17 protein-coding genes are annotated in these 17,751 nt (G+C 73.0%); 12 read left to right on the plus strand and 5 right to left on the minus strand.

The features are described 5' to 3' along the window. Positions 1 to 49: 49 nt before the first annotated feature. From RFN52_RS36835 to RFN52_RS36850, 4 genes are all read left to right on the plus strand, one after another. The gene (locus tag RFN52_RS36835) at positions 50 to 652 is read left to right on the plus strand and encodes a TetR/AcrR family transcriptional regulator (RefSeq protein WP_184853250.1); all 603 of its coding nucleotides are present in this window, start codon (positions 50 to 52) and stop codon (positions 650 to 652) included. A 137-nt stretch (positions 653 to 789) separates the two neighbouring features. Continuing rightward, positions 790 to 2,241, plus strand: a complete 1,452-nt coding sequence (locus RFN52_RS36840) for an APC family permease (RefSeq protein ID WP_184853251.1) — start codon at positions 790 to 792, stop codon at positions 2,239 to 2,241. Positions 2,242 to 2,305: 64 nt separating this feature from the next. Next, positions 2,306 to 3,796 (plus strand): aldehyde dehydrogenase, encoded by a 1,491-nt coding sequence (locus RFN52_RS36845; RefSeq protein ID WP_184853252.1) that lies wholly within the window; start codon positions 2,306 to 2,308, stop codon positions 3,794 to 3,796. Continuing rightward, positions 3,793 to 4,488: a gamma-glutamyl-gamma-aminobutyrate hydrolase family protein gene (locus RFN52_RS36850; RefSeq protein ID WP_184853254.1), complete on the plus strand. Its 696-nt coding sequence runs from the start codon at positions 3,793 to 3,795 to the stop codon at positions 4,486 to 4,488. The genes RFN52_RS36845 and RFN52_RS36850 overlap by 4 nt, the downstream gene beginning before the upstream one ends. 117 nt (positions 4,489 to 4,605) lie before the next feature. Here RFN52_RS36850 and RFN52_RS36855 read toward each other — a convergent pair whose 3' ends face one another. Continuing rightward, positions 4,606 to 5,178 (minus strand): MarR family winged helix-turn-helix transcriptional regulator, encoded by a 573-nt coding sequence (locus RFN52_RS36855; RefSeq protein ID WP_184853256.1) that lies wholly within the window; start codon positions 5,176 to 5,178, stop codon positions 4,606 to 4,608. Positions 5,179 to 5,283: 105 nt separating this feature from the next. Here RFN52_RS36855 and RFN52_RS36860 point away from each other — a divergent pair, with 105 nt between their 5' ends. Further along, a complete protein-coding gene (locus RFN52_RS36860) occupies positions 5,284 to 6,225 on the plus strand; it encodes a TIGR03619 family F420-dependent LLM class oxidoreductase (protein WP_184853258.1) in 942 nt (313 codons plus the stop codon). Between the two features lie 15 nt (positions 6,226 to 6,240). Here the strand turns inward: RFN52_RS36860 and RFN52_RS36865 are convergent, their stop codons facing one another. Further along, a complete protein-coding gene (locus RFN52_RS36865) occupies positions 6,241 to 7,272 on the minus strand; it encodes a helix-turn-helix transcriptional regulator (RefSeq protein ID WP_184853260.1) in 1,032 nt (343 codons plus the stop codon). Between the two features lie 206 nt (positions 7,273 to 7,478). On the opposite strand from RFN52_RS36865, the gene RFN52_RS36870 reads away from it, so the two are divergent. The 4 genes from RFN52_RS36870 to RFN52_RS36885 are packed head-to-tail and all read left to right on the plus strand — an operon-like array spanning position 7,479 to position 12,715. Beyond that, positions 7,479 to 8,489 (plus strand): sugar ABC transporter substrate-binding protein, encoded by a 1,011-nt coding sequence (locus RFN52_RS36870; protein WP_184853262.1) that lies wholly within the window; start codon positions 7,479 to 7,481, stop codon positions 8,487 to 8,489. A 9-nt stretch (positions 8,490 to 8,498) separates the two neighbouring features. Then, positions 8,499 to 10,007 carry a sugar ABC transporter ATP-binding protein gene (locus tag RFN52_RS36875; RefSeq protein WP_184853264.1) on the plus strand — a complete coding sequence of 503 codons (1,509 nt, stop codon included), beginning with the start codon at positions 8,499 to 8,501 and terminating at the stop codon, positions 10,005 to 10,007. Then, positions 10,004 to 10,987: an ABC transporter permease gene (locus RFN52_RS36880; protein WP_184853266.1), complete on the plus strand. Its 984-nt coding sequence runs from the start codon at positions 10,004 to 10,006 to the stop codon at positions 10,985 to 10,987. Before RFN52_RS36875 ends, RFN52_RS36880 begins: the two co-directional genes overlap by 4 nt. A gap of 30 nt (positions 10,988 to 11,017) precedes the next feature. Continuing rightward, complete coding sequence (locus RFN52_RS36885) at positions 11,018 to 12,715, plus strand: amidohydrolase (RefSeq protein ID WP_184853268.1); 1,698 nt, start codon at positions 11,018 to 11,020, stop codon at positions 12,713 to 12,715. A gap of 7 nt (positions 12,716 to 12,722) precedes the next feature. On the opposite strand, the gene RFN52_RS36890 is transcribed toward RFN52_RS36885, so the two are convergent. Genes RFN52_RS36890 through RFN52_RS36900 form a run of 3 tightly spaced genes read right to left on the minus strand, consistent with a single transcriptional unit; the run spans position 12,723 to position 15,363 of the window. Continuing rightward, positions 12,723 to 13,604 carry a metal ABC transporter permease gene (locus RFN52_RS36890; RefSeq protein ID WP_184853270.1) on the minus strand — a complete coding sequence of 294 codons (882 nt, stop codon included), beginning with the start codon at positions 13,602 to 13,604 and terminating at the stop codon, positions 12,723 to 12,725. Then, on the minus strand, positions 13,601 to 14,437 hold the full coding sequence (locus tag RFN52_RS36895; protein WP_374050230.1) for a metal ABC transporter ATP-binding protein: 837 nt from the start codon (positions 14,435 to 14,437) through the stop codon (positions 13,601 to 13,603). Before RFN52_RS36895 ends, RFN52_RS36890 begins: the two co-directional genes overlap by 4 nt. Before the next feature lie 5 nt (positions 14,438 to 14,442). Next, positions 14,443 to 15,363, minus strand: a complete 921-nt coding sequence (locus RFN52_RS36900; RefSeq protein WP_184853272.1) for a metal ABC transporter solute-binding protein, Zn/Mn family — start codon at positions 15,361 to 15,363, stop codon at positions 14,443 to 14,445. A 184-nt stretch (positions 15,364 to 15,547) separates the two neighbouring features. Between RFN52_RS36900 and RFN52_RS36905 the strand changes: the two genes are divergently transcribed. From RFN52_RS36905 to RFN52_RS36915, 3 genes are all read left to right on the plus strand, one after another. Beyond that, on the plus strand, positions 15,548 to 16,228 hold the full coding sequence (locus RFN52_RS36905; RefSeq protein ID WP_184853273.1) for a helix-turn-helix transcriptional regulator: 681 nt from the start codon (positions 15,548 to 15,550) through the stop codon (positions 16,226 to 16,228). Then, positions 16,225 to 17,202 carry a pyridoxal-phosphate dependent enzyme gene (locus RFN52_RS36910; RefSeq protein ID WP_184853274.1) on the plus strand — a complete coding sequence of 326 codons (978 nt, stop codon included), beginning with the start codon at positions 16,225 to 16,227 and terminating at the stop codon, positions 17,200 to 17,202. Before RFN52_RS36905 ends, RFN52_RS36910 begins: the two co-directional genes overlap by 4 nt. Before the next feature lie 140 nt (positions 17,203 to 17,342). Next, complete coding sequence (locus tag RFN52_RS36915; protein ID WP_184853275.1) at positions 17,343 to 17,702, plus strand: cupin domain-containing protein; 360 nt, start codon at positions 17,343 to 17,345, stop codon at positions 17,700 to 17,702. Positions 17,703 to 17,751 lie beyond the last annotated feature (49 nt).

Here is a 17,751-nt window from a genome sequence, read left to right on the forward strand (position 1 = left end):
GTCCGGCCGCCGCGCCGCCGAGCGGGCCGCCCCGGGTAGGGTCACGGGCATGACCGAGCCCGCCGGGCGGCGCCCCCGCAAGCGCGTGAACTACGGCACGGGACGTGAGGCCCTGCTGGAGGCCGCCGTGCGGGTCGTGGCCCGGGGCGGGCTGCGCCGGCTTACCTACCGGGCTGTCGCGGAGGAGGCCGGCGTCACCCACGGCCTGGTCGTGCACCACTTCGGCTCCCGGGACGCCCTGATCGAGGAGGCCGTGGCCCACGCCATCCGCTCCTCCCTGAGCAGCAGCGCCCTCGAACCGGGTACCGGCAGGGTCGCCGACTTCTCGGTGGGGCTGACGGACATGGTGGAGGCCGGGCCGGACCTCCAGGCGTTCCAGTACGAGCTGCTCCTGGAGGCCCGGCGCCGCCCCGAGCTCCTGGCCCACCTGCGGTCCCTGTACGACGAGTACTTCGACGCGACCCGGCGCGAACTCACCCAGATGCTGCCCGGCCCGGTCGACGAGGGCCTGTCCCGGATGGTGTTCGCCACGCTGGAGGGGCTCGTCCTGCACCAGCTGGTCTTCGGTGAGCGCGAGGTCATCGACGAGGCCCTGGACGAGCTGCGCTCGGTGCTGCGGCTGCTCGCCGAGCGGCGCGGCGACGAGGCCTGACCCCTCCGGTCCGCTTCGGCTCCGCCGCGCTGGAATTTCTCGTCCCTCACCCCTTGCCAAACGGATAGTTCCGCCTCACGATGAGGCAACTCGTTTGGCCTGAAACGATCCTTCCTCCCCTCTGGCAGGTGATCCGAGTGGACAGTCAGACGGTCTCCCGGCACGCGGCGAAACCGGACGCGCCCACCGCAGGCACGCTCAAGCCCAACGCCCTCGGCGTCGTGGGCATCCTCTTCTTCGTCCTGTCCGCCCAGGCCCCGCTGACCGGCATCGCCGGCGCGGCCCCCATCGCCGTGGCCCTCGGCAACGGCCCCGGCGTCCCCGCCGCCTATCTGGTGGCGGGCCTGGTGATCCTGCTGTTCTCGGTGGGCTTCGTCGCCATGGGGCGCCACGTGGTGGACGCGGGCGCCTTCTACACGTACATCGGCAAGGGTCTCGGCCGCACCACCGGCACCGGCAGCGCGGGCCTCGCACTCTTCGCCTACTGCACCATCCAGGCCGCGATGTACGGCCTCTACGGCGCCATCGTGAGCGGCCTGGTCGCGACCCACACCGGCCTCGACCTGCCGTGGTGGGTCTGGACGCTGGCCACCATGGCCGTCGTCCAGGCGCTCGGGGCGGCCGGTGTCGAGATGGGCGCCAAGGTCCTCGCCGTGTTCGTCCTCGCGGAGTTCAGCATCCTGTCGGTCTTCGCCCTGGTCACCCTCTTCAAGGGCGGCGGCCCCGAGGGGCTCGGCCTCGCCGCCAGCTTCTCCCCGTCCGCCGCCCTGGACGGCGCCCCGGGCGTGGCCGTGATGTTCGCCGTGGCCTCCATGTTCGGCTTCGAGGCCACCGCCATCTACGGCGAGGAGGCCCGCGAACCCAGGAAGACCGTGCCGCGGGCCACGTACCTCGCGGTCGTCGTCGTCACCGGCTTCTTCGCCCTGGTCTCCTGGATGCTCATCTCCTCCTACGGCGCCTCACAGGCCACCGCTGCCGCGGGCAAGGCCCTGGAGGGCGGCGACGGCGCCGGGTTCGTCTTCGTGCCCATCGCGGCCGACTTCGGCGGGTGGGTGGGCGACGTACTGCCGGTCCTGCTCGCCACGTCCCTCTTCGCCGGCATCCTCACCTTCCACAACTCGGCCAACCGCTACCTGTTCTCCCTCGGCCGCGACCGGCTGCTGCCGCTGCGGATGTGCCGGCTCAACCGCCGTCACGCCCCCTGGACCGCCGGGTGCGTCCAGACCGTCCTGGCCGTCCTCCTGGTGGTGCCCTTCGCCCTGGCCGGCAAGGACCCGGTGCTGACGCTGTTCTCCTGGTTCAGCGGCGTCGCCGTCCTGGCGATGATGCTGCTGTACCTGCTGACCTCGGTGTCCGTCGTCGTCTTCTTCCGCCGCGCCCGTCTCGACACCCGCCCGTGGAACACGCTGATCGCACCCGCCCTGGGCGCGCTCGGCATCGCGGGCGCGATCTGGCTCATCCTGGCCAACTTCACCACCCTCATCGGCGGCGAACGCACCACCGCCCTGTGGCTCACGCTGTCCGTCCCGGTCGTCATGGCGCTGGGCCTGGTCGCCGCACGGGTGCGGGGCAGGGCCGCCGACGGCTGACCACCAGCACGGTCGTCCACGGGCAGCCCCGCCCCTATCGTTTGAGACCAAAGGAGGATCCCCCATGCCGGCCGTCCCCCACGACGAGTGGCTGCGCCGCGCCAAGGCGTTCCAGCTCTCCGGTGCCCATCACATCGACGGCGCCGAGGAGGCCGGCGGAGGGGCGGTGTTCCCGGTCGTGTCCCCACGGGACGGCCGGGTCGTCGCCGACGTCGCGGACGGCGGCGCCGCCGAGGTCGACGCGGCCGTCGCCGCCGCCCGGCGCGCCTTCGACACCGGCCCGTGGCCGCGCCTGGCACCCGCCGAGCGCGGCCGGGCCCTGCTCCGCCTCGCCGACCTGCTGGAAGAGCGGCGCGAGGAACTCGCCCTCACGGTCAGCCTGGAGATGGGCAAACCGATCTCGGACGCGTACGGCATCGAACTGCGCGCCGTCATCACCACCTTCCGCTGGTACGGCCAGCTCGCCGACAAACTCACCGACGAGTCGCCCCACACCGCCCCGGACGCCCTCGCCCTGGTCACCCGGGAACCCGCCGGGGTGGTCGGGGCGGTGGTCCCGTGGAACTTCCCGCTGACCCTGGCCGGCTGGAAGGTCGCCCCGGCCCTCGCGGCCGGCTGCACGGTCGTCCTCAAGCCCTCGGAGAACTCCCCGCTCTCCGCCCTGCTCCTCGGGCGCCTCGCCACCGAGGCCGGCCTCCCGCCCGGCGTGCTCAACGTCGTCACCGGCGACGGTCCGACAGCGGGCCGGGCCCTCGGCCTCCACCCGGACGTCGACGTCCTGGCCTTCACCGGCTCCACCGCCGTCGGCCGCCACTTCCTGCGCTACGCCGCCGACTCCAACCTCAAGCGCGTCTGGCTGGAACTCGGCGGCAAGTCGCCCAACATCGTCCTGCCCGACGCCCCCGACCTGGAGAAGGCCGCGGCCACCGCGGCCTGGGGCATCTTCTTCAACCAGGGCGAGATGTGCACGGCCCCCTCCCGGCTCCTCGTGCACTCCTCGATCGCCGAACGGGTCACCGAGGCCGTGGTCCGGCGGGCCCGCGAACTGAGGGTGGGTGACCCGCTCGACCCGGAGACGGAGATGGGCGCCCTCGTCGGCCGGGCGCACCTGGACCGCGTGGCCGGCCACATCCGTCACGGCGTCGACGAGGGCGCCCGGCTGCGCACCGGCGGCGACCGCGTCCTCGCCGAGACCGGCGGGACGTACCTGGAGCCGACCGTCTTCGACCGCGTGGACCCCGGTTCGCGCCTGGCGCGGGAGGAGATCTTCGGCCCCGTCCTGTCCGTGCTCGCCTTCGACGACCTCGACGAGGCGGTCCGCCTGGCCAACGCCACCGAGTACGGCCTCGCCGCCGGCCTGTGGACCTCCGACCTGTCCACCGCCCACCGGGTCTCGCGCGCCCTCAAGGCCGGAACGGTCTGGGTCAACTGCTACGAGGAGGGCGACCTGACCGTGCCCTTCGGGGGGATGAAGCAGTCGGGCAACGGCCGCGACAAGTCCGCGCACGCCCTGGAGAAGTACACCGAGCTCAAGACCACCTGGATCCAGCTGTGACCCGGCCCCTGATAGCGATCCCCGCCCGCTTCTCGGCCACGACCTCCGCGCTCCGGTACGCCGCCGAGGTCAACGCCCGCGCCCTGGTCGAGGCCGTCTGGCGGGCCGGCGGCGAACCGGCGGGCATCCACCCGGCGGACACCGGCACCGCCGACCGGCTCGCCCGCTTCGACGGCGTCCTGCTCCCCGGCGGCGGCGACCTCGCCCCCTCCCGCTACGGCGCCACCGACACCCACGACACCGTCTACGACGTCGACACCCTCCAGGACGCCTTCGACCTCGACGTGGCCCGGCACGCCCTCGCCTCGGGGCTGCCGCTGCTCGCCGTCTGCCGCGGCCTCCAGGTCGTCAACGTCGCCCTCGGCGGCACATTGCAGCAGGACATGGGCGGCCCCGAGCGGGAACACCGGCACCTGGTGCACCCCGTCAGCCTGGAACCCGGCTCGCTCGTCGCCCGGGCCGCGGGTGCCGAGAAGACCGACGCGTCCTGCTACCACCACCAGCGCGTCGAGCGGCTGGGAAGGGGCCTGCGGGTCACGGCCCGGGCGGCCGACGGCACGGCCGAGGCCCTCGAACTCCCGGGCGCCGACGGCTGGTTCGCGGCCGTCCAGTGGCACCCGGAGGACACCGCCGACGAGGACCCCGCCCAGCAGGGCCTGTTCGACGCGCTCGTGCGGGCCGCGACCCGGTGAGGCCGCGGCGCGCCTCAGGGGGCTTCTGTTGGATCTCCGCAGGAGAAGGAGCGGCGTTCGGTGCGGCGAGCGTGCGTGCCGGGCGTCGCGACGCTGCGGAGATCCATCAGAAGCCCCCTAGGCCCGGGGCCGCCGCCCGCTGCGCCGCGGGGCGGGCTCGGCGCCGCCCAGCAGGGACTGCCGCCGCTCCTCGCCGTGCTCCTCCACCTGGAGCACCACGCTCCGCAGCCCCTCGGCGAGGCTGCGGCACTCGGCGTCGCTGAGCCCGGCGGTGACGAAGGCCTCCTCCTCGTTGAACGCCGGGAACACCCGCGTCATGAACTCCTCGCCCTCCGGGGTGAGGCGCAGCAGCACCAGGCGCCCGTCGCTCGGATGACCGTCACGGCGCAGCAGGCCGCGGGACTCCAGCGTGCGCACCACGCCCGTCAGCGTGCCCTTGGAGATCCCCGCCTCCTCTGCCACGTGCCGGGTCTCCGACTCGCCCCACACCCAGACCACCCACAGCACCACGAAGGCCGTCCAGGTCAGGTCCGAGCCGCGCAGCACCGAGTTCTCCAGGTGCTGCCGCACCGCGGACGCGGCCCGGTAGATGTTCGCCACCGCCGCCATCTGCTCCCGGCGGATCGCGATGCCGCCGAGCTTCGCCGCGGCGAGCTTCTCGGCTTCGGTGATGGATCGGTGCCCCGGCACGGGCGGCTCCTTCGTCTGGTCGCGGCGTCTCCCGCACGGGCGGCCCGTCGCGGGCCGTCCGGTCGTTCGGACTCAAATTGTACGAAGCCGAAAGGAAAACCCGTCATGCCCAGCCCTCCCCGCATGCTCCTCGTCCTCAGCGAGAACTGGACCCTCACCGGCGGCCGGGCCGATCTGCCCGCCGCCGTCCGCTGGGCCCGCGAGGCCGAGGACGCCGGCTTCGACGCGGTCATGGTCAGCGAGCACATCGTCCTCGGCCCCGACGCGGCGGCCGCCGGCATCATGGGCAACCCCCGCGACTACGCCCTCCCCGGTAACCAGGACCCCCACACCCCCTGGCCGAACTCCCTGCTGCTGCTCGCCGCCATCGCCTCCGTCACCTCCCGGCTGCGCCTGGCCGCGGCGGCCGTCCTCGCCCCGTTGCGCCACCCCCTGCTGCTCGCCCGCGAACTCGGCACCCTCGACCTGATCAGCGAGGGCCGCCTCGTCGTGCAGCCGACGGTCAGCTGGAGCAGGGACGAGTACGACGCCCTCGGGGTGCCCTTCACCCGGCGCGGACGGCTCCTCGACGAGCACCTGGAGATCTGGGCGAAGGCCTGGGGGCCGTCCCCGGTCTCCCACGACGGGCCGCACTACCCCTTCCGGGACGTGTACTTCGAACCGAAGGCCCACCGGCCCGACGGCCCCCGGCTCTGGTTCGGCGGCCAGCGCCTGCACGGACCGGTCCTGCGCCGCCTCGTCGCGTACGGCCACGGCTTCCACCCGCTCGGCAGGCCCACGCCCGAGGACCTTCAGGGGCTCAAGGAGGCGATGTCCGCGGCCGGGCGGGACGTCGCCGACCTGGAGATGATCGGCGGTACGCAGGCCGTCTTCCCCGACGACCGGTCACCGGCGGACCTCGGCGCGGCGCTGTCGGTGATCCCGGAGCAGCTGGAGCAGGGCTTCACGACCTTCTGCGTCAAGCCGAACCAGTTCATCGACGACCCCGACGGCGTGGGGGAGTTCTGCCGCGAGGTCATGCGGCGCGTCGGGGCGCTGACGTCCTGACAGGCCCGGCCCGGATCACCGCTCGACGAACCGCGCCAGGTGGTCCGGGTCCGGCCGCACCAGCCCGTCCCGCACCGCGAGCGCCGTGGCCTCCGCCCGGGAGACGCAGCCGGTCTTGCGCAGCAGGTGCTCGACATGGCTGTGCACGGTCCGCGGGGACAGGAACAGCGCCTGCGCGATGGCCTGGTTGGTCTGCCCCGTGGCCGCCCGGGTGAGTACCTCAAGCTCCCGGGGGCTCAGCCCGTACGGCAGTTCCGTGGGTGTCTCGTGCACCAGCACCGCGTCCGCCGCCAGGCCCGGCCCGGCCGGGTGCCGGTGCAGAACGACCCGGCGCCAGCCTCCGCCGGCCGGCCACAGCAGCCGCAGCCGCTGACCGCCCGTGCCGGTGAAGGCGTGCAGCAGCGCACCGAACCCGTCCTCCTCCCGCAGCACCCGGGGCCGGTCGCGGCCGGGCAGGTCGACGACGCGGCCGTCGCCGGTGACGAGGCTCGCCGCGTCCGCGTCCGGCAGGCCGTGCAGATCACCGGCGTGCGCCAGCGGATCGGCGAAGGCGGCCAGGGCGGGGATCACGGAGGCGAGCAGCCGCCGCGCGTCGGTGTCGTAGGCATTCGCGCTCTCGGTGGAGAGATGGACCAGGCCCACCAGCCGGCCCCGGTGCCGCAGCGCCCCGGTGACGCCGTCCCGGAAGCCGGCCGGGCGGACCCGCTCGGCGTAGAACCAGCCGTGCCGGAAACGCGGACCGGTGTCCTCGGAGTCCTCTGCGTCCTCCGAGATGGACGGCGGCAGCTCCCGCCGTACGACGTTGCGGTACCACGGGGTGGCGACGAACTCTCCGGCGAGGGCCTGCGAGGCCTCGGCGGTGTAGCCGATGCTCGCGATCTGGACGTGGGAGCCGGTCAGCGGGTCGATCGTGAGCAGGGTCGCCGCGTCCAGCGGCAGCGCGCGGGCGAGTTCGAGCAGGGCCTGCGAGGAGGCCGAGGCGGTGTCGCGCTCGCGGGTGAGCATGCCGATGCGGGCGGCTGCCGCGATCTGGTGGTGGCTGGTCATGCGAGCCTCCGGGCGGCTCGGACAGCAATGTCGTTTGGGGTCTAACGATAGGGCGCCCGTCCGGGTCCCACAAGGTGTCCACCGGAGCCCGGCCGAACCCGCAGTCGGTATTTGTACGGATGGTGCGGCGGGCCCGGCGGGTCTTTCCTGTTCGGCACAGCCGGACGCCCGCTCCAGTCGGGCCCGCCCCTCGGAGAGCCCTCACCATGACCCCACCCCCGTACACCGCCTCGCGCAGGCACTTCCTCGCCCTGTCCGCCGCCACCGCGCTGGCCGCCGCCGGATGCTCGGCACCGGAGAACACGGCCGCCTCGGCCAAGCCCTCACGGTCCGGCGGTATTCGTCTGACGAAGATCGGCCTCGACTACCCCTTCACCCAGCTCCCGCTCTACTCCACGCTGGTCAAGCTCTCCACCGCCCAGGCCCAGCGGCACGGCATCTCCCTGCTGACGACCAGCGACAACGCCAGTGCCGACACCCAGGCCACCAACCTCAACACCTGGGTCGCCCGCAAGGTCCCCGCGATCGTGTCCTTCCCCATGGTGTTCGAGGCCGCCGAGCCCATCGCGAAGGCGGCCCTCGACGCGGGGCTGATCTGGGTGACCTACGGCGGCTCCCTGGAGCACCAGAGCGCCGACATCCGGTTCAGCTTCCGCGAGGGCGGCACCCTGCTCGGCGCTGCGGCGGCGAAGTGGGCCCAGGAACACCTCGGCGGCAAGGGCAAGATCGCCTTCCTCACGGACAGCACCATCGAGCTGGGCCGCGAACGCACCAAGGGCATGATCGACGCCTTCACCAAGGCCGCACCCGGCGTCGACGTGGTGGCGCGGGAGCAGGCCATCGACCCGGACACGGGCCTGTCGAAGACGAAGGCGATCCTCGCCAAGCACCCCGACCTCAACCTCGTCCTCGGCGTCACCGACGCCGCCGCGTACGGCGGCTTCAAGGCCCTCCAGCAGGCGGGCCGGGCGAAGGACGACGCGAAGACCTTCGTCGGCGGCCAGGACGGCTCCGCCCCCTCCCTCCTCGCCGTCAAGCAGGGCACGTTCTACCGGGCCTCCGCCGCCCTCGCACCGAAGGACATCGCCGCGGCCATCGTGGAGGTGCCCCGCGCGGTCGCCGCCGGAAAGGCGGATCCCAGCGCCCAGGTGCCGATCACGCTCGTCCAGCGCGCCGACACCGCCCGGATCGACGCCCTGCTCGCCCAGAACGCCTAGGCAGGCGCCATGACGACCACCAACCTCCGCATCAGCGGCCTGACGAAGTCCTTCGGCGGCGTCAGGGCCCTCGACGGTGTCGACCTCACCGTCCCCGCCGGACACGTGCACGCCCTGCTCGGCCACAACGGTGCCGGCAAGTCCACCCTCATCAAATGCCTGGGCGGCGCCTACCCGCCCGACGCCGGCACCATCGAGGTCGGCGGGACGTCGTACACCCGCCTCACCCCACGCGAGTCCATCGCGTCCGGCGTGGCTATCATCTTCCAGACGCTCAGCGTGGTCGACGCTCTGACCGTGGCGGAGAACATCTTCCTCGGCCAGGAGTGGACCCGGCACGGCCGCATCGACCGGCGCGCCCAGGAGGAGGTCGCCGCCGGGCTGCTTCAGCGGGTGGCCGCGAAGTGCTCCCCGCGCGACCGGGTGAGTGATCTGCCCATGGGACAGCGCCAGTTGGTGGAGATCGCCAAGGCCCTCAGCCGCAGCGCCTCCGTCCTGGTCCTCGACGAACCGACCGCCGCCCTGTCCGGCGCGGAGACCGACGCCCTGGCGCAGCGCGTCGAGGACCTGCGCACCCAGGGCCTCGCCATCGTCTACGTCACCCACCTCCTGGGGGAGGTGGAACGGCTCGCGGACGCGGTCACCGTCCTGCGGGACGGGCGGGTGGCCCACCACGCGACGGTGTCGGGGCAGACCCGGCGGGAACTGGTGGAGGCGATCGCGGGACGGCCGGCGCAGGCCGTGGCGAAGTCCCCGCGGCCTTCCGCCCCACCCCGTCTGGTCGCCGAAGACCTGCGAGGACCCGGCTTCGGACCCGTCGGCCTCTCCGTCGCCGAAGGCGAACGCGTCGGTCTGTTCGGGCTCATCGGCTCCGGCCGCACCCGCATCCTGGAGACCCTCTACGGCAGGCGCCGCGCCACCGCCGGGACGATCCGCGTCGGCGACCGCACCGTCGCCCCCGCCCGCCCGGCCGACGCGCTCGCCGCCGGCATCGCGCTGGTCCCCGCGGACCGGCGCGCCCAGGGCCTGTTCCCCTCGATGACCGCGCAGGACAACGCGCTGCTCCCGTCGGTCAAGCCTCTTGCCCGCCTCGGGGTACGGGCGTTGAGCTCCGAGCGGCGGGTGTTCGGCGCGCTGGCCACGGCCGTCGGACTGCGCCCGGCGCGGCCCCGGCTGCCGGCGGGCGCGTTCTCCGGCGGCAACCAGCAAAAGCTCGTCCTCGGCCGGTGGATCAACGAGGCCCGGCAGGTGGACGTGCTGCTGCTGGACGAGCCGACGCAGGGCGTCGACGTGGGGGCACGGCAGGAGATCTACCGCGTGGTGTCCACCCTCGCCGCGGAACGCGGCACCGCCGTGCTGTTCGCCTCCAGCGACCCCGAGGAGATCGTGGCGCTCGCCGACCGCTGCCTGATCGTCGCCCGGGGCCGGATCGCCGGCGAGCTCTCCGGTGCCGAACTCACCGAACAGGCCCTGCTGTCGGCCGTTCACGACCCCCTGACCGCCGAAGGAGCAGCATGACCACCGCCGACCCGGTCCTCCCGCGGCCCCGCCCGATCGCCATGGGCGGGCTGGCCGCCGTACGCCGCAACCCGCTCCTCGTCGTGCTCGTCGCGATGGTGCTGGTCTTCCAGCTGACCACGGGCAGCTTCCTCGACCCGGCCAACCTGAGCGGCATCGCCACCGACGCCGCGACCCTCGCCATCGTGGCCGTCCCGCTGGCCCTGCTCGTCATCAGCGGCTACCTCGACCTGTCGGTCGGCTCCACGCTCGCCCTCGGCGGGCTGGTCGGGGGCTGGCTGGCGGGGCAGCACCACCAGTCGCCCGCCATCGCCCTGCTCGGAGCGCTCGCGGCCGGGGCGCTGGTCGGCGCGGTGAACGGCGTCCTGTGCTGCTGGTTCGGGCTGTCCGCGTTCATCGTCACCCTCGGCATGCTGACCGCCGTACGCGGCCTGGCGCAGCAACTGTTCCCGCTGCCGCTGAGCGGCTTCGGCTCCGGCTTCGCCTGGATCGGCGGGGCCCGCGTCGCCGGGATCGCCGCGCCGGTCGTCATCGCGGCGCTCGTACTGGCCGCGGGGGCCCTGTTCCTCGCCATCACCCCGGCAGGCCGGCACGTCTTCGCCATCGGCGTCAATCGTGAGGCCGCCCACCTCTCCGGCATCCACGTCCGCCGCACCCCGTTCGCGCTGTTCGTCGCCACCGGCGTGGCCGCCGCCCTGGCCGGGGCCATCAAGGCGTCGGTGCTGGACAGCGCGGTGGCCGGCACCTCCGGCGCCGGGTTCGAACTGACCGTGCTCACCGCTGTGCTGCTCGGCGGTGTCGCCCTCACCGGCGGCTCCGGCTCCATCCTCGGCGTCCTGCTCGGCGTGCTCTTCCTCGGCGGCCTGCAGAACGGCCTGACCCTGCTGAACGTGCCGACGTTCTGGCAGCAGATGGCCCAGGGCACCGCGCTGGTGGCCGGCGCGGCCCTGGCCTACTTCGCACCCCGCACCGGGCGCTGACCCGCCCACCCCACCGAAATGAGGTCATCCGTGAGCGACACCGCTCCCACGCTCGTTCTGACCGGCGGTCAGGTCCTCACCGTCGACGCCGGGTTCTCCGTCGCCCAGGGCGTCGCCGTGCGCGGCCGGGACATCCTGGCCGTCGGCAGCGACGCGGAGATGCGCGCCCTAGCCGGACCCGGCACCCGGATCGTCGAACTGGGCGGCCGGACCGTGCTGCCCGGCATCAACGACTCGCATCTGCACGGAGCCGCCTACGGCATGACGAAACCGCCGTTCGCCCTCGACGTCGGCCACCCGTCGGTCGGTTCCGTCGCCGACATCGCGGCGGTCGTCGGCCGGGCGGCGCACGACACCCCGGAGGGCGACTGGATCATCGGCCTGGGCTGGGACCCCGGCTACCTCGCCGAGTGCCTCGCCGACCCGGGCCGCTTCCCGCACCGGCGGGACCTGGACGCGGTGGCCCCCCGTCACCCGGTCTGCCTGACCGACTTCTCCTCGCACATGGTGTGGGTCAACTCCGAGGCGCTGCGCCGCTGCGGCGTCGACGCCGACACCCCGGCCCCGCCCGGCGGTGTCATCGACCACGACCCCGACGGCCGGCCCACCGGCATCCTGCGGGAGGCCGCCGGCCGGCTCGTCCAGGCCGAACTGCCCGCCCCGACCCGGGCCCAGCGCCGCCGGGCCATCCAGGGCGTGATCCGCGAGCTGCACTCCCGCGGCATCACCAGCTACACCGAGCCCGGCCTCGGCCCCGGCGGGGCAGGCTCCCTCTTCGGCGGCCTCAGCACCGACAACTGGACCGCCTACGCCGACCTCGCCGCGAGCGGGGAACTCCAGGCCCGCGTCAGCGTCCTGCTCCTGCCCGCCCCCATGGGCGGCTCCGCCGACGACGTCCGCAAGGGGCTGGCCGAACTGCGCCGCCCCGAGTCGGCCGACCCCAGGCTGCTGCGGGCCATCGGAGTCAAGATCTTCGCCGACGGAGTGCCGCCCAACCGCACGGCGTGGATGAACGAGCCGTACCCGGACGGCGGCCACGGCGCCCTGTGCGTGCACGGCGACACCCCCGCACTCCAGGTGCACGAACTGCGCGAGATGATCAGGCTCGGCCACGAGGCCGGCTTCCAGCTCGGCGTGCACGTCACCGGCGACCGGGCCATCGACCTCGTGGTGGACGCCTTCCTCGCCGCGAACACGGCCGCACCCCGCCCCGACGCCCGCCACTACGTCATCCACGGCGACTTCATCAGCCCGGCCGGCCTCGCCAAGCTCGCCGCGCACGGGTACGGCGTCAACATGAACCCCGCCATCAAGTGGACCATCTCCGACCTGATGGACGAGGTCGTCGGCCCCGAACGCTCCGCCTACCAGTGGCCGGTGCGCTCCGCGCTCGACGCCGGGGTACGGGTCTGCGCCAGCTCCGACGCGCCGATCACCGAGCCCGACTGGCGCCAGGGCGTGGCCTCCATGATGCTGCGCGAATCCAAGGCCAGCGGCCGCCCCAGCGGCCCCGAGCAGTGCGTGCCGCTCGCCGACGCCCTGCGCGCCTACACGTCCACCGCCGCCTGGCAGGACTTCGCCGACGACTGGAAGGGCACCCTCGAACCGGGCCGGGCCGCCGACCTGTGCGTCCTGGACCGGCCGCTGCTCGATCTCGACCCGCACGAGATCACACAGGTGCAAGTGGATCTCACGGTGTTCGACGGGCGGGTCGTCTTCGAACGGTGAGCCCTGCTCAGGCCGCTCGCACCGCCGTCTGCCGCGCCCCCCACCGCCGGTTCCGGTACCGGCCGGCCACCCGGCACACCGCGTAGAGCGTGAACGAGATCGTCGTGACATAGGGGCTGATGGGGATGCTGCTGCCCAGGGCCAGTAGGATGCCGCCCTCGATCGAGGCCACGGCGAACAGCACGCTCAGCACGGGCAGCAGCACGGGCGAGGCGGTGACGCGGGCGGCCGCCGCGGCCGGGGTGACGACGAGGGACAGCACCAGCAGCGCGCCGACGATCTGCACCGACAGGGCGACCGCGAGCCCGAGGACCAGCATGAACGCGAAGGACAGCCCACGCACCGGCACGCCGCGAGCCTCAGCCACGTCCGGATCGGTGCTGGCGAAGGCGAGCGGACGCCACATGACCGCCAGGGCCACCAGCACCAGGACGGAGGTGCCGAGCAGCCACGACATCTGCGGGGTGTCCACGGCCACGATCTGCCCGGTGAGCAGCCCGAACTTGTTGGCCGCCCGGCCCTTGTAGAGGGCGAGGAAGAGCACGCCGAGTCCCAGGCCGAACGGCATGATGATGCCGATCACCGAGTTGCGGTCCCGTGCCCGTGTCCCGAGAACGCCGATGGCGCCGGCCGCGAGGAGCGAACCGACGATCGAGCCCGCCACGATGTTCGCGCCCAGCAGCAGTGCCGCCGACGCGCCCGCGAAGGACAGCTCGCTGATGCCGTGCACCGCGAACGGCAGGTCCCGCATCAGGACGAACACCCCTGCCAGCCCGCCCACCAGACCCAGCGCCACACCGGCGACGAGGGAGTTGCGGACCAGGGCGAGGAGTTCGCCGTAGTCGGTGAAGTCGAAGATCTGGTGCCAGATCCCGTCGGCGAGTGTCATGAGGGCACTCCGTCCGTCTCCTGGAGTTCGGGGTGGTGCGGCGGGGCGGCCGTCTCGTCGGGTGCTCCCGCCACCATCACCCGGCCCCGGACGCGCACCACGTCGACCCGGGTGCCGTAGAGGCGGGACAGCGACTCGGAGGTCAGCACCTCGTCGGGGGTGCCGACCCGGTGGCCGCCGCGGGCCAGGTACAGCACCCGGTCGACCAGGCCCAGCACCGGGTTGATCTCGTGCGTCACGAACACCACCGCCGTGCCGTGGGAGCGGCGCCGGGCGTCGATCAGCTCGGTGACGGCCCGCTGGTGGTTCAGGTCGAGCGACAGCAACGGCTCGTCGCACAGCAGGAGGCGGGGGTCGGCCGCCAGGGCCTGCCCGATACGCACCCGCTGACGCTCGCCGCCGGAGAGCATGCCGAGCGGGACGTCGGCGTAGGCCGAGGCGCCGACCGACTCCAGGATCTCGTCCACCCGGCTGCGGACCGGGCCGGTGCGCAGCCGTGGCCCGAAGCGGTGGCCGTCGATGCCGAACCGGACGAGGTCGCGGGCGCGCAGCATGGCCTGCGCGGACAGCGCCGCCTGCTGCGGGACGTAGCCGATGTGCCGGGCGGCCTGACGCGCGGGCCGGCCGAGGACCGTCAGCGTGCCGGCGGACAGCGGCCGGCGGCCCAGCAGGGCCCGGACGAAGCTGGTCTTGCCCGCACCGTTGGGGCCCAGCACGGCCAGGAACTCCCCGGGCCGTACGTCCAGATCGAGACCGCTCCACACCTCGCGCTCGCCGTAGGACAGGGCGGCCGCGCGCAGCGCGACGACCGGCTCGCCGTCCAGCCGGGGTATCGGGGTCACTTGGACAGCGCGCTCGCGAGCGCGTCGACGTTGTCGGTCATCCAGCCGAGGTAGTCCTTGCCCTTCGGCAGGGTCTCCGTCACGGGCACGACGGGGATGCCGGCCGCCTTGGCCGCCGCCTCGGCCTTCTCGGTCTGCGGGCCGGAGGTCTGCTCGTTGTAGACGAGGACCTTCACCTTCTTGCCGCTGAACAGTGCGAGGCTCTCCTGGAGGACGCGCGGGGAGACGTCGTCGCCCTCCTCGATCGCCTCGCTGAACTGCGCGGGTGTCCGGTTCACCAGGCCGCTCGCCTCGGTCATGTACAGCGGCACGGGTTCGGTGATGGCGACGCCCTCACCGCCGTGCGCCTTCTTGATCCGCGCCTCCTGGGCCTCCAGCGGCGCGAGCTTCGCCTTGAAGGCGGCGGCGTTCCTCGCGAAGGCGCCGGCGTCGCCCGGGTCGGCCTTGGCGAGGGCGGCGGAGATCCGGCCGGCGACCTCGGCGACGGTGGGGAAGTCGTACCAGACGTGCTCGTTCAGTTCCCCGCCCTCGGGCGCGGTCTTACCGGACACCTCGACCGCGTTGATCACCTCGGCGGAGTCGTTGTGCCCGCTCTTCAGCATGCGGTCGACGAAGTCGTCGTAGCCGCCGCCGTTCTCGACGACGACCTTCGCCTTGGACAGGGCCAGCTGGTTCTGGGGGTCGGCCTCGTAGGAGTGCGGGTCCTGGTCGGGGTCGCTGATGACCGAGGTGACATCGACGCGGTCGCCGCCTATGCGCCGGGCGATGTCGCCCCAGACGTTCGTGGAGGCGACCACGGCCACCCGGGCCGGTGCGCTCTTGGCGTCGGCGGAGTCCGACGAGCTGCCGCAACCCGCGAGCAGGGCCAGTGACGCGCTGGTCAGCAGCGCGAGGCGGCGGGACGTGGACAGGGACATGGCTCCTCCAGGACGGGCGTGCACAGGGGGTTCGGCAGGCATCACGCTAGATGGGAATGAATGTCAGAAGCAGATCCCGGCCGAAGTCATGTGAAAACCATTGCCAACTGTTGGGAATGGGCTGGACTGTCTATCCAAGTGCTGGACGTTTGGTCTAAAGTGATGGGGTGCGAGAGGAGACGGGATGGGCAGCGGGACGAACGCTGAGCGGGACGCGATCCTGGCCGCGCTGACGCCGGTCGTGGAGGGCATCGCCGCGACCTTCGGGCCGGTCTGCGAGGTCGTGCTGCACGACTACCGGAACCCGGAGAAGTCGGTGGTCGCCGTGGCCGGTTCGGTGACCGGGCGGACGGTAGGCGGGGCGATGAGCGAGATCGGCATGCGCGTCCTCGCCCGCGGCGACGAGGCGGCCGACGAACTGAACTACGTCACCCGCACTCGTGACGGGGGGCAGGTGAAGTCCTCGACGATGGTCCTGCGCGACTCCACGGGCGCCGTGTTCGGCGCCCTCTGCGTCAACGTCGACGTCAGTGCCGTCACCCAGGTCCACGGCCTGCTCGGCGCACTCGCCGGGCTCGGCGCCGCCCCGGCGGAGCTGCCGACCACCACCTTCGGCAACGACATCGACTCCGTGGTCGACGCCCTCTTCGACGCCCATCAGTCCCGGCAGCGGGGCAGTTGGGCGGAGCTCGGCCGGGAGGAACGCGTAGAGCTGTTCGGCGGTCTGGACACCCGCGGTGTCTTCGCAGTGCGCGGCGCCGTCGAGCAGGTCGCCGCCCGGCTCGGCATCTCCCGTGCCTCCGCCTACAACTACCTGTCCCGGGCCCGGGCGGCCCACGACACTTCCACCGGAGGAACCGCGTGACGACCACCACCCCACCGGTCACCCTCGACGACGTCCGGGATGCCGCCGCCCGGCTCAAGGGCGTCGCCCACCGCACCCCCGTACTGCGCTCCCGCACCCTGGACGCGCTCGCGGGCGCCGAGATCTTCCTCAAATGCGAGAACTTCCAGCGCGTGGGCGCCTTCAAGTTCCGAGGCGCCTACAACGCCGCCTCCCGCCTCACCCCCGAACAGCTGTCCCGGGGTATCGCCGCCTACTCCTCCGGCAACCACGCCCAGGCCGTCGCCCTGGCCGCCCGCGAGCTGGGCACCACGGCCGTCATCGTCATGCCGGAGGACGCCCCGCCGTCCAAGCGGGCGGCCACCGCCGGCTACGGCGCCGAGATCGTCACGTACGACCGCTACAGCGGCGACCGCGTCGCCATCGCCGAGGCCCTCGCCGCCGAGCGCGGCCTCGCCCTCATCCCGCCGTACGAGCATCCGCACGTCATGGCCGGACAGGGCACGGCCGCTCTCGAACTGTTCGAAGAGGTGGGGGAGGTGGATGCCCTGCTGGCGCCGGTCGGCGGCGGCGGGCTGATGGCCGGCAGCGCCACGGCCGCCAAGGGCCTGTACCCCGGCGTCCGGACCGTCGGCGTCGAGCCCGAGGCCGGGGACGACACCAAGCGCTCGCTGGAGGCGGGCCGGCGCATCAGCATCCCGGTCCCGCGCACCATCGCCGACGGCCAGGCCCTGCACACCCCCGGGGAGCTGACCTTCTCGGTCAACCGGCGGCTCCTCGACGAGGTCGTGCTGGTCGGTGACGACGAGATCCGGGACGCGATGCGATTCGCCTTCGAACGCCTGAAGATCGTCGTCGAGCCGAGCGGCGCCACCCCGCTGGCCGCCCTGATCAACGGCCGGGCGGGCACGCTGCCGCGCAGGGTCGGCGTGATCATCTCCGGCGGCAACATCGACGCCGGGCGCTTCGCCGAACTGTGCGGCAGCGGCGGCTGAGCGTACGTTCCCCGAATGGCGGCCCCGGGTGGCAGGACGGACGATGGAGTGGTGTGGGTCGGCCGCCGACGGCGGTGTTCAGGACCGCCGGGGAGGGCCGGCCCCGGCCGCGGTGCGTCGCGGCCGGAAGGGAGCGCGTCATGCTGGAAGTGAAGACGCTCGACAAGCCCGATGAGCGGCGTGATTTCCCCCGCGGCCACCTCGAAGCCGTCCACATGACGGAGCTCGACTTCGCCGTGGCCACCTTCGAGCCAGGCTGGCGCTGGACGGAGTCCGTGGCCCCGATCGCGGGCACCGCGACCTGCCAGATGCATCACTACTGCTTCATGGCGCAGGGCCGCATGCACATCCTCATGGACGACGGCGGGGAGTCCGAGGTCGGCCCCGGCGACGTCTTCGTCTGCTCGCCCGGTCACGACGCCTGGGTCGTGGGTGACGAGCAGGTCGTGGTCTACGACTTCGAGGGCCAGACGGCGAAGGAGTACGCGAAGCCGGAGTAGCGAGTCCTGCCCGCACTCTCGGAAGCCGATCGGTTTACGCTTCACGACA

Origin of the sequence: Streptomyces collinus (assembly GCF_031348265.1) — a bacterium.
GTDB lineage: Bacteria > Actinomycetota > Actinomycetes > Streptomycetales > Streptomycetaceae > Streptomyces > Streptomyces collinus.